General features: G+C 40.4%; 5 protein-coding genes. 4 read left to right on the top strand and 1 reads right to left on the bottom strand.

Features of this window, described 5'->3' with window-relative positions:
- Positions 1-52: 52 nt before the first annotated feature.
- The 4 genes from HFD85_RS19655 (at position 53) to HFD85_RS19635 (ending at position 11,431) form a co-directional block, all read left to right on the top strand.
- The gene (locus HFD85_RS19655) at positions 53-1,672 is read left to right on the top strand and encodes a glycoside hydrolase family 31 protein (protein WP_167613705.1); all 1,620 of its coding nucleotides are present in this window, start codon (positions 53-55) and stop codon (positions 1,670-1,672) included.
- Positions 1,673-1,807: 135 nt separating this feature from the next.
- Positions 1,808-4,978, top strand: a complete 3,171-nt coding sequence (locus HFD85_RS19650; protein ID WP_167613703.1) for a glycoside hydrolase family 2 TIM barrel-domain containing protein — start codon at positions 1,808-1,810, stop codon at positions 4,976-4,978.
- A gap of 385 nt (positions 4,979-5,363) precedes the next feature.
- Positions 5,364-8,693, top strand: a complete 3,330-nt coding sequence (locus HFD85_RS19645; RefSeq protein ID WP_167613701.1) for a DUF5107 domain-containing protein — start codon at positions 5,364-5,366, stop codon at positions 8,691-8,693.
- 812 nt (positions 8,694-9,505) lie between these two features.
- Complete coding sequence (locus tag HFD85_RS19635; protein ID WP_167613699.1) at positions 9,506-11,431, top strand: glycoside hydrolase family 97 protein; 1,926 nt, start codon at positions 9,506-9,508, stop codon at positions 11,429-11,431.
- 205 nt (positions 11,432-11,636) lie between these two features.
- On the opposite strand, the gene HFD85_RS19630 is transcribed toward HFD85_RS19635, so the two are convergent.
- On the bottom strand, positions 11,637-12,974 hold the full coding sequence (locus tag HFD85_RS19630) for an alpha-L-fucosidase (protein WP_167613698.1): 1,338 nt from the start codon (positions 12,972-12,974) through the stop codon (positions 11,637-11,639).
- Positions 12,975-12,995: the final 21 nt, after the last annotated feature.

Here is a 12,995-nt window from a genome sequence, read left to right as displayed (position 1 = left end):
ATTTTAAGGAACTGGATTATAAAACTAGAAGAAATTAATAAGAAGTATTCAGATGAAAAGAAGATTATTGTTTGGTGTGGTGTTGTTCGTCTTATCATTAAGTGCCAATTCGCAAAACCCTGATACTCTATGTTTGCAAATACTGGAAGCTGAATATTGGTGGGGTGGTTTAAGTTCACAAGGCTACAAAATGCCCTATGATGCAAATTCAAAGGTAAGCCATGATTTGTGGGGAGATAATGCCGGAAACCAGGCGCAACCCTTACTTCTTTCAAGTAAAGGAAGATATATCTGGAGTGAGAATCCGATAAAATACGTATTCGAAAGTGGTAACTTAACGGTAACAACCCGTGACGGCAAAATTCAGTTGGGGGTGGCAGGCAATAATCTTAAGGATGCATACCATTATTGTGTTACAAATTTCTTCCCTCCAAATGGTGTGATCCCCGATGAACAGCTGTTTACAAAACCACAGTTTAACACCTGGATAGAGTTACAGTATGATCAAAATCAGGAGGATATTTTAAAGTATGCGCATGCCATAATTGATAATGGATTTCCTCCGGGAATAATAATGATTGACGACACCTGGCAACAAGACTATGGTGTATGGGATTTCGATCCTCGTCAGTTTAATGATCCCAAAGCCATGATGGACACGCTCCATGCAATGGGTTTTAAGGTGATGCTTTGGATATGTCCTTTTATAAGTGCTGATTCAAGGGAATTCAGGTATTTGCAGAAAGAAAAAATGCTTTTGCTTGAAAAAGAGCAGGAACAGGATATTTTATGGGCTGACTCGAGAAATAAGGCGGCTATTATTCGGTGGTGGAATGGTGCCAGTGCTTGTTTAGACTTAAGCAATCCGAAGACACAGGCATGGTTTAAAGAAAGGTTAGACTATTTGCAGGAAGAATATGGGGTTGATGGTTATAAATTTGATGCAGGTGATGCGGGTTTTTATACTCAGGCGATGGTTTCATACAAACCTTCAACACCCAACGACCACACAACTTATTTTGCTGAGTTTGGATTAAACTATTCGTTGAACGAATACCGTGCTTCATGGAAAATGGCAGGTCTGCCTCTGGCGCAACGTCTGCGCGATAAAAGCCACAACTGGACTGATTTGCAAAAGCTTATTCCCGATATGATGTCACTCAGTTTGATGGGATATTCTTATACCTGCCCCGATATGATTGGTGGCGGACAATACCTGTCTTTTCTTCCGGGTGCCAAAATTGATGAAGAATTGGTCGTTCGTTCGGCACAAGTACATGCTTTAATGCCCATGATGCAATTTTCGGTGGCTCCCTGGCGCATATTGTCGGAGAAGAATTCAAAACTATGCGTTGAAGCGGCAAATCTGCATTTAAAAATGGCTGATAAAATTCTTGAACTGGCGAATAATGCCTCAAAAACAGGCGAGCCCATTGCAAAGCCAATGGCTTTAGCATTTCCCGATGCAGGATACGAAACCATAAAAGATCAGTTTATGTTGGGCGATGATATTTTGGTGGCTCCTGTTGTAAAGAAAGGTGAGTACGCGCGGAATGTGGTGTTGCCAAAAGGGAAATGGAAAGCGGACGATGGTACGGTTGTTAAAGGAGGAAAAACAATAAAAGTAGATGCTCCGATTGAGAGGTTACCATATTTTACTAAGATCAAATAATTTGATTTGATATCTTGTTTGCACGCACGGTGTATTAAAAGATAATCTGCGAATGAGAAAATAATCTGAGATCATATCCATGAAAATGTGCTCAATTTTAACTTATGATTGTTGCTGACCATTAAAAAGAAATCCATGAGACTAACATTTGTACTATTATTAGCTTGTATTCTGGGGCCTTTTCATATTAAAGGACAGGTTCCTGACGAAATTCAGGATCCAATGGTTATAGGAATTAATAAACTACCGGCCAGAACGGCTTTTTGGCCGGCCGAAAGTATTGAAGATGCCCGGCGAACAACCTATGAGAATTCCACCTGGGTAAAATCCTTAAATGGCGATTGGAAATTTCATTGGTCACCTGATCCGTATGTTAGGCCCTTGGATTTTTACAGATTGGACTTCAATAGCACAGAATGGGCAACAATTCCGGTGCCGTCTATTGTTGAAAGGCAGGGCTATGGAGTGCCTTTGTACGTAAATGTTCGATACCCGTTCAAAGTAAATCCTCCAAGGGTAATGGATGATCCGGATTCCCGGTTTACCAGTTACAGTCAACGAAATCCTGTTAGCTCTTATCTCAAAACATTCTCTGTGCCTGATGATTGGTCGGACAAACAAATAATTATACATTTTGCAGGAATAAGTTCGGCAGCTTTTGTATGGGTAAACGGACAAAAGGTGGGATATACGCAAGGTTCTAGGCTGCCTTCAGAGTTCGATATCACCTCTTATCTTGTTGAAGGAGAAAATGTGATTGCTGCTGAAGTGTACAAGTATTGCGATGGCTCTTACCTCGAAGACCAGGATTTTTGGCGCTTAAGTGGTATTTTTCGCGATGTGTTTTTAAGAGCCGTTCCCAAATCTACACTATGGGATGTTTATGCAGAACCCGAAGTGGATATAAAATCCAAACAAGGCAAAATTACGGTTCACTATGAAGCCGCAAATTTCACCAAAAGCAAGAGTAATTCGCATAGCATCGATGTTTCTGTATGGTCTCCGGCTAATGAGCTATTGACAAAAAAGGAATATAGAATACAGGATATAGAAAAAGGATATAACAAAGCTGTATCGTTGCCGGAAATCACATTAGGCAATGTTGAATTGTGGTGGCCTGACAGGCCCGAACAATATACTGTTCAGGTAGTATTAAAGAACAGGGAAAAAGTGATTGAAGCCTATCGTCTTCCTGTTGGATTCAGAAAGTCTGAGGTGGTTGGAGAGCTATTGCTTTTTAACGGAAAACCTTTAAAAATACGGGGAGTCAATCGTCATGAATTTTCACCGGATCAAGGCTATGTGGTTTCTGAACAACAGATGATAAAGGAATTGGAATTAATGAAAAAGGCCAATATAAATTTTGTACGTACATCTCATTATCCCAACGATCCCCGATGGTATAAGCTGTGTGATAAATACGGAATGATGGTAATGGATGAGGCCAATGTGGAGACTCATGGCCTGAGTTACCATAAAAGAATATTACCCGGCGATAAGCCCGAGTGGACTTATGGTTGTACTGAGCGTATGAAACGTATGGTCAGGCGTGATCGTCAGCATCCAAGCGTGATCATGTGGTCTTTTGGAAACGAGGCAGGCTTTGGTAGTGCCTTTGAAGAAATGCGTAAGATAACTCATGAAAATGATCCCGAGCATCGATTGATTCAATATGCCGATATGAACCTGGTGGCTGATTTTGATAGTCAGACCTATCCAACCATCGAATGGATAGACGAACATTTGCAGGGAAAAGCAATACGGAAAGGAGAACATGGCGAAACCTCTTTTGAACATCAACATGGGAAATACCCGTCGGGAAGACCATTTGTGATGAATGAGTATAGTCATGCAATGGGTAATAGTTTGGGAAATTTCAGCGATTACTGGGAACAGATTTATGCCAACGATATGCTTGCCGGCGGTTTTGTTTGGGACTGGATTGATCAGGCGTTGTATAAAAATCCTTTGAAACCACAGGATGGGTGGGCTTACGGAGGTGATTTTGGAGATTTTCCGAATAACTCAAACTTCAATATTACTGGTCTCATAGGAGCTGATTTGATTCCTCATCCTCATTACTATGAATTGCAAAAAGTATATCAACCTGTCTATATAAAACTTGTAAAATCGGAACCGCTAACGATCGAAGTGATCAATCACAACCTGAGAGCCAATACCAATGAATATACCTTTGGTTATAAGGTGATTGAAAATGGCAAACTTACCAGGCAAAGTAAATTAGCTGAGGTGAATTGTGATGCAGGTAAAAGTGTACAAATTGTAATTGATGATCTGAATATTGATGATGCCAATGAAACCTTTGCTACTTTTTATTTCACTTTGAAAGAGGATTGTATTTGGGCTAAAAAAGGTGATGTGGTAGCATGGGAACAGTTTAAACTTGCCGACGGAATGAAGACTCAACAAGAGGCATTCGAAGGCCGTGTAATGGTAACTGAAAATAATGATGAGTACTTAATCTTGGATCAGGCTTTCAAAGCTAATCTTAGTAAATCAACCGGTATGATTTCAGGTGCTCAGTATCATGGCGAAGAAGTGATTTTGAATGGTGTGCAGTTTAATTTTTGGAGAGCGCTGACCGACAATGATGAAGGGTGGAAAGTAGATGAAAAGATGGGGATTTGGGAAACGGAAGGCCAAAACTATTCACTTCAATCAATAAAAATAGATTCGCTGGAGAATCAGGTTTCCATTGAAAGCCAACTGATTTTTAATGGAACTCAAACTCAGGCTACCGTAAAACATACTTTTTATCCGGGTGGACAAATATCTTTTGATGTAGAAATTAATATTCCAGAGGAGGCTCCAAATATACCAAGGGTTGGATTACAGTTTCAATTAAATAAAAACCTGACTGAAATTGAGTGGTATGGCAGAGGGCCACATGAGAATTATATTGATCGTAAAACCTCTGCGCCGGTTGGAATATATAAGTCCAATATAAATAATTGGATTACTCCTTATGTGCGGCCACAGGAAAATGCCAATCGTTGCGATGTGAGGTGGGTGAACTTTGCCAGTGAAGGTATTGGAGTTTTTGAGTTTTCTGCGAATACTGAAAATTTACTTTCTGTTAGCGCTTGGCCTTACAAACAGGAAGCCCTGGAGAAGGCTCAACACAATCATGAAATCGTTAAAGGACAAAATATGATTGTTAATGTTGATTGTAAGCAAATGGGCGTGGGAGGAGACAACGCGTGGGGATTACCGGTTCTGGACCAGTATCAAATTCATCCGGGCAGTTACAGTTATAGTTTTACTTTTAAGCCGGCAGAAAATTGAAATACGGTGAATTCAACAGGCATTATAGGATGATAAAAATGTTCGGGAACGGGAAAGGAGAATTGACATAGATTCTCGAAAACCTGGTATGAAGAATGCTAAAATGATAGAATAGCTGGTTTTCCATTTGTGATAAGAGAATAGTCCATCATTTGATTTGATAGTCAATTTCCTTATCGGTTTTTTTTCTGGATATTAGGCGAATTGACACTTTGAACTATTAATATGCCTATAGAAAAAAGGAAGAATTAGAATGAGCACCAGGAAAAGCGAAATTGACTGTCATATTTGGTGCTCTGGAATTCATTCATCAAAAATATATTCGGTAGAAAGAAAATCAATTACCCAAAAATAAATCTATTACAGAACCGAAAACTTTAATACAATGACCCGAAAACTTTATTTGTACAGCATCATTTTTTCCACCCTTTTGAGCTTAAAACTTTCTGCTCAGGTAAAAATGAGCGAGGAAGCCTGGGTGCTTCCAACCTACAAAGTATTGTCACCCGAAAAGGCGCCGGTGTTTTTTACCGATGAAAATTATCAGGGGGCAGCCCGCCATACCTATCCCTATGCACTCAACGACGTGATTTCGAATGATAAGGAAATGCACAGCTGGAAAGCGCTTAAACTCGAAAACGAATACATTGAATTGTGTATTACTCCTGAAATTGGTGGCAAATTGTATCATGCAACCGATAAATCAAACCAATACAATTTTGTATATAAAAACAACGAAGTAAAACCCGGAAACCTTGGAATGACCGGTGCCTGGGTGTCGGGTGGTATCGAGTGGTGCGTGTTGCACCATCACCGGGCTTCCACTTTTTTGCCCATGGATTATACTTTAAGGGAGAATGCAGATAACAGCAAAACCATTTTTATTGGCGAAACAGAACCGAGGCATGGCATGCGATGGACGGTTGGTGTGACTATGTTTCTCGAACGCTCGTATTTTGAAGCGGAGGTGTCCATATACAATCCAACCCCTTTTACCCACACTTTTTTGTACTGGGCCAATGTTGCCGCACATACCAACGAGAACTACCAGGTCATTTTCCCGCCAAGTGTCGATTTCGCAACTTTCCATTCAAAAGTAGATTTTACGCACTGGCCAATTTCAACCGAAGAGTATATGGGGCAGGATTTTACTGAAGGGGTTGATATCAGCTGGTGGAAAAATGTAAAATCATCAGCCTCGTTTTTTTCATACGATTTGAAAGAAGATTTTATGGGTGGCTACGATCACGGATCAAACAGCGGAACAGTTCATATTGGCGATCATAATATTGTAAAAGGGGCAAAATTATGGGAATGGGGTTCCGGTGTGCGTGGTCAGGCTACAGAAGGACGACTAACCGAAACAAGCGGCCCTTATGTTGAAATCATGGTTGGTGCTTATTCCGATAATCAGCCCGACTATTCGTGGATAAAACCTTACGAAACCAAACGGTGGAAGCAATACTGGTATCCCGTAAAAGATATTGAAGGTTTTAAAAATGCAAATTTGGACGGAGCTGTAAACCTTGAACAGCGCGAAGATAGCAAAGTGTTTTTGGGCTATCACCTCACCAAACTGGTTGAGAATGCAAAAGTTATTCTGAAGAACGGGGAAGAAATAATCTTTGAAAAAGACATTGAAATTTCGCCTAAAAATGCATTTACCAAACTAATAGACATGGAAGGTGAATATAACTTTTATGAGTTGTATACAGAAATTGTTGATACAAATACCGGAGAAATTCTGGTTTCCTATCAACCCCTAAAAAAGGAATGGATAGAAGAGCTGCCTGAGGCTTTTGACACACCACCGATGCCTGAGGAAATTGAGACGGTTGAAGAACTTTTTGTTACCGGCAACCGGATGGAACAGTTCTATAAAAATGGGAAAGGCGGATCGATGGATTACTATCGGGAAGCCTTAAAACGTGATTCGAACGATATTCGAACGAATACAGCATTGGGAAACATCGCACTTAAAAATGGTGACTACCTTTCTGCAAGAAGTTATTTTAGTAAAGCAATCAAAAGAATTACCCACGATTATACCCGCCCGTCGAATTGTGAAGCGCTTTATTTACAGGGATTAACCTTAAAGGCACTGGGCTTGTACGACGAGGCCATAGATACCCTGTACCGTGCCACCTGGGATTATGCCTGGCATTCGGCGGCTTATTTCGAACTGGCTCAAATTTCATGTATAAAAGGTGATTTCGAAAAGGCGCTCCATCAAATCAATGAATCCTTATCGACTAACACAAAAAACACCCGGGCGATTGGTTTAAAAGCTGCCATTCAAAGAAAACTGGGCGATTATTCCGCCGCCATTTCAATGCTTGAAAATGCTGCTGTATTCGATCCTCTGAATTTTAGGATTGGCCATGAACTTTATCTGGCAGCCAAAGAATCAGGCAACAATCAAAAAGCCGAAAGTGAGCTTAGTGCTTTAAAAACCAAAATGAGGGATTTTGATAACAATTACCTTGAGTTGGCAGTGGGTTATGTGAACGAAGGAATGTTTTCGGAAGCTGATGACGTTTTGCGAAGAATAGAAACAACCAACCCAATAATTCATTATTACCTCGGGTTTATTCAGCACAAAAAAGGAAATACAGCTGAAGCTGGTGAGTTATTCGCAGAAGCGCAGCAGTTACCGGAAGATTATTGTTTCCCTTACCGGCTGGAGACGATTAATGTGCTGAAAACCGCCCTCAAATACAACGAAAATGATGGCAAAGCCTATTATTATCTTGGTAATATTTTGTTCGGGAAACAAGCTGATCTGGCTATGGAATACTGGAAAAAAGCAGTTGATGCAGAACCCGGTTTGGCAATGGCATACCGGAATTTGGGATGGGGGAATTACCGTTATTTGAAAGATTTGGATCAGGCAATTTTCTATTATGAAAAGGCAGTTGAATTGAATGATCAGGATGCCATTTTCTATGCAGAGCTGGATAATTTGTATGAATTGAATAATAGTCCGATTGCCAAAAGACTGGCCTTGTTTGATGGTAAAAACGAAGTGGTCCGAAATCGAGATGATGCTTTTGTACGCCAAACAAAAGTGCTGACACTTGCCGGCCAGCCCGAAAAATCGCTCGAATACATGGAGGGCAAAAAGTTTAGCTACCGCGAAGGAAATTCAATGGTTAGGGAGATGATTATCGATGCACAGCTTTCATTAGGGTTAAAGTATTTTTCCGAAGGTGATTACAAAAATGCACTAGCTCATTTTCAATTGGCACAGATTCCTGATGAAGAGGCAGGCAGTGCCCGGTCCGGAAACCGCGATATTCAGGTGAATTATTTTATAGGACTAGCCTTTGACGCATTGAAGAATAACAAGGATGCAAAAACACATTACACTTTGGCAGCTGAAGCGGAATCGTCGGACAAATCAGGAATAATGAACTATTATAAAGGATTAAGTTACAGGAGTCTGAAAGAAGATAAAAAGGCAAATGAAATTTTTAAGTCTCTTGTAGCCGAAGGAGAAAGCCAAATTGATCCTGAAAATGAAAACACAGGAAATTTGTTCGCCATATTTGGAGAGCGTGATGCCGAAAATACAAGAAAATCGAGAGCTTATACTTTAAGGGGATTGGGCTACAAAGGTCTTGGGAAAATGAATCAGGCTGAAGAAGATCTTAGGAAAGCTGTTGAATTGTCAGTGTCAAATCTCTGGGCGAAAACTGAAATTGAACGACAGTAATGCTGGACTGAAAATAGACAGGACGAACGTTTAAATAGCCCTGAAACCAAAATAGTTGCGTTTCAGCAGGAGATTGACTTGAATACAAATTATTGTACTGTTCAGGAGGCGCCTGGTAACCAATTGTGATAGCATAAGATTACAAAAGGCTAAGCAAAACAAATTATCAAACGAAATTGACCGAATAGTTTTGAAAAATAGACTTATCAGGAAAATGGGGCTTCAGAATCGACATTGCGAATGTTGGGGTTCAGGAGCATTGCTATACACAGGCCTTCGGCGAATCTGTCGTTTTACCGGGTACCACCGATGAAAATCAAAAAGGGCAGAAAAGCGATAAAATTGAATGGTATACCCTAACCAGAAAATACATGTTCGAGGGGAAAGCGTGGTATCAGAGAGAGGTTGATATTCCTGAAAATTGGAAAACGAAAAGAATTCACCTGTTTTTAGAGCGAACAAAAGCAACAGAGGTCTGGATGATGAAGAGTCTTTCCCGCTTTATTGGATAATTTTGAGCGTTGTTCAAAATTAGGATTAATGTTTGAATTTGCAGTGGGCGAGGTGAAACTCTTTGTATGCTCGTCCGACTTAGACGACGGAAATGACATCGTAGCTCAAACCTTAAAAAGTCAATTCTCGATTACATGGAGTCAGACAAATTTAATCTGAAAGAGAACAGCTCAAAAGAGGGGATATTAAAGGTAATATATGGTACCTCAGGGGTGAAATTATAAGTATGTTTATCCCATAAGTTTGTAATAATTCAAGAATAAAATTATCATTAGAAACAAAAAATTAAACCTTTCTGAATGAAACTCTTTCTTTATCAACGACTTATCGTGGTGGCTTTTATTCCATTTGTATTGCTGGTAAGCTGTTCCGATGCCCGGAAGATACCGGGTGTAACTTCGAAAGACGGCTTAAACGAGATAGTGTTGTCATTAAACAAACAGGGCGAATTGTTTTACGATGTGAAACATGATAATGAAATCGTAATCGAGCATTCGCCGTTGGGACTGATATGCGATGATGAGGATTTTTCGCGGGGATTAACGATAACTGAAATTACTCCGGTTGCAGGACAGCGGGAGAAGTATGAACTGATTGTCGGGCATCAGAAAAACGTTGACCATGTTTTTAATAGGAGAAGCGTTATTCTTAAAAATGGCACCGGTGCATTTCTTACAATCGATTTAATTGCCGGCGATGAGGGAGTAGCTTTTCGTTACAGATTTTCGGAAGAAAGAAAAGAAATGCGTGTAGTTGAGAAGGAACTCACCGGCTTCAGGATAGAGAAAAGTGCAAAAGCATGGCTGCAACCCTACAATAGCGCAGGCAACTACACTCCGGCTTACGAAGATTTTTACTTCAATGTAAGCATTGGAGATACAATTGAAAATCCCCGAAATAAATCGGTGGGTTGGTGTATGCCGGCACTGTTTAATGTAAACAATAAAAGCAACTGGTTACTAATAGCCGAATCGGGTACAGATGGCTCTTTTTGTGGTTGTCACTTAAATCCAAACTCCGAAGATGGTATTTACAAAGTAGAGTTTGCCAACGACAACGAAGTTGTAACCCTTAAAGCAGAAATAAAAAACAATGCAAAGCCACGTTATACATTACCGTGGACAATGCCATGGAGAACGATAATTATAGGGGACGATGCAGGGGAGATTCTGCTTTCTACAATGATCACCGATCTGGCACCAGCTTCAAAAATTGAAGATACATCATGGATATCTTCAGGTAAAGCTTCATGGGCATGGTGGTCGCACGATTGCGACGGGCTGGCTTCGACATACAATAAGTTTACCGATTTAGCGGCTGATTTTAACTGGGAATATACACTTTTTGATGCCAAATGGGAAGCCTCGAACAGAGACAGTGCTACACTGGATTATGCTAACGCAAGGGGAATAAAGCCATTTGTGTGGGGTTATTCGGGCGACTACTATAAGCCTGAGAACAGAAGAAATACTTTAAAAACTTTTAAAGAGATGGGTGTTGCCGGTGTGAAAATTGATTTTTGGTGTTCCGACAGACAGGAAGCCATAAAAACAATTCACGCACTTTTTAAGGATGCGGCAGAACAAAAATTACTTGTAAATATTCATGGTTGTACGGTGCCCAGAGGATGGCACAGGACGTGGCCAAATTTTGTAACCGCCGAAGCCGTATTAGGCACCGAATCATACTTGTATGAACCCCGTTTTCCGGCCACAGCTGCTGAACAAAATACGGTTCTGCCGTTTACCAGAAACGTTGCCGGACCAACAGATTATACCCCGGTTGCGCTTACAATCAGAAAATTCCCGCGATTAAACACTGCGGTTCATGAACTGGCTACAGCTCTGGTATATACTTCCGGTGTTATTCATTTTGCCGACTCCAAAAAGTCATTCGAATCGCTGCCTGACGAAATCAAAACCCTTTTAAAGGAAATTCCGGCCACATGGGACCACACCGAAAGTCTGATGGCAGAACCCGGAAAAGTAATTGTTCTTGCCCGACAAAAAAATGCACGATCATATGTCGTAGGTATTAACGGAACAGATAAAGAATTGCCGGTAAAGTTAAATTTTGAAAAGTACAGTAGCTTTTCTAATTGTACGCTGATTTCGGAAGGGGATGATCCGCTAATGGATTTCTCAGTTAAGACTATACCGGTAACCTCTCGATGGTCGTACACTTTTGCACCTCGCGGAGCGTTTATCATTCGATTTAACAAATAGTGGTTTCGATTACATATTTGCCTATAAATTGAAACTGAAAAATCCCGGGAAAACATATTCAACTAGTTAATCATATTAAATGTTGGAATATCAGGATTCGAACCATTTTTCATCCCAATAATAATTGAATTACTGAGTTGCCGCTGATAGCGAATTGTGCCAGTATTTTCATTTCATCCAAAAATGAAACTGTGTCCAACAGGTATTATTCATTCATATCTAAGCCCGTAACTTTTACCACAACGGGATTATTCCATTTTCGGTCGTTATAGATTCTTTGAGATCGCATTACCGATATCTCCATCCCATTATTAGTTTGTTTGATAGTTGGCGCAGGATTGGCTTTCGCATCGTATTCCAAGACTAATCCATTTTGTCCGAGAACAGATATTTGGCTTGCGTTGGTGATCTTAAATGCGCTAATACTGTATTCCTTGCGTTCACCAAGTCGCCAGTTTTCTTCATTTATAAATATGTAAGCAGTTCTTTTGTCATTCGATGTTAAATACCACAAGTTATTTTCCTTAATAATATTGTGAGGGATCGTTTTATTGAATGCCTCCTGATTAATGAACATCCACAAAGAAATCTCACTCAACACTCCTGCCTGTTCAGGAGGAAAGCTCCCTAAGGCGTCGGGGCCAAAATTCAATAAAAAATTGCCTCCTTTTGCTTTTATGTCAATGAGTTCAAGAATGGCATCTTTGGCCGTTTTGTAATGTTCGTTTGTTGGACGGTATTGCCACTGGTCTCCAAAAGTATAACATGCCTCCCATGGTGAAGGAATTGGGGTTTCGGGTGTTTTCTGCTCGGGTGTTTCAATTGCTCCTCTGGTAACTACCACATCAGGATTTATTTCCCAGCATACCTTTGCCAGCTCTGTTTTGGCAAATTGTTCCATCCCGTCTAAAAACACAATATCGATTTTGCCGTAATTGGTCATAAGCTCCCTCATTTGCATCTTTACATACTCGTTTAACTCCGGATTCTCACTGGCCAGGGCTTCCTTTCGTGTCCGCGATATGATAATACCCTGGTGGTGCAGAAAATAGAAATCATCAGGTGAAAAATACAGGCCTACAGCCAATCCTTCCTCGCGACAAGCGTCTACGATCATTCTTGTGACATCTTTGCCATAGGGGCTTTTCATTATGCTAAAATCGGTTGATTCTGTTTCAAACATGCAATAGCCGTTATGATGTTTTGTGGTGAAAACAAGGTATTTCATACCTGCCAGTTTGGCGGCTTTTGCCCACTGTTTTGCATCAAAATTAACGGGATTAAATGTTTTCGGAAGTTCATGAATATATCGGTCAAGATAGTCTTCCGATGCACCCACCATACTATGACTTATTACCATGCCCAACTGGACATCCATGCTCCAGTGGATGAACATTCCAAATCCCAGGTCCGTAAACCATTGTTCTCGTTCAGGCTTATTAAGGTTCAATGGTTTAGCTTCCTGCGCATGAACGAATGTAAATGATAATACACTTAATAGGATAGCTATCAGTGTTTTATGTGATTTAGTATTGAAGGTCATATTTGTATTTCGATTTAAATG

This window comes from Maribellus sediminis (assembly GCF_011799805.1).
Classification (GTDB): Bacteria; Bacteroidota; Bacteroidia; order Bacteroidales; family Prolixibacteraceae; genus Draconibacterium; species Draconibacterium sediminis_A.
Note: the sequence above shows the minus strand (reverse complement) of the source record. Positions and strands in the feature narration are given on the sequence as shown.

What these genes read in the sequence shown, in the direction of transcription:
- HFD85_RS19655 (WP_167613705.1), top strand. Translation starts at nt 53, where the DNA reads ATGAAAAGAAGATTATTGTTTGGTGTGGTGTTGTTCGTCTTATCATTA.
- HFD85_RS19645 (WP_167613701.1), top strand. Translation starts at nt 5,364, where the DNA reads ATGACCCGAAAACTTTATTTGTACAGCATCATTTTTTCCACCCTTTTG.
- HFD85_RS19650 (WP_167613703.1), top strand. Translation starts at nt 1,808, where the DNA reads ATGAGACTAACATTTGTACTATTATTAGCTTGTATTCTGGGGCCTTTT.
- HFD85_RS19630 (WP_167613698.1), bottom strand. Translation starts at nt 12,974, where the DNA reads ATGACCTTCAATACTAAATCACATAAAACACTGATAGCTATCCTATTA.
- HFD85_RS19635 (WP_167613699.1), top strand. Translation starts at nt 9,506, where the DNA reads ATGAAACTCTTTCTTTATCAACGACTTATCGTGGTGGCTTTTATTCCA.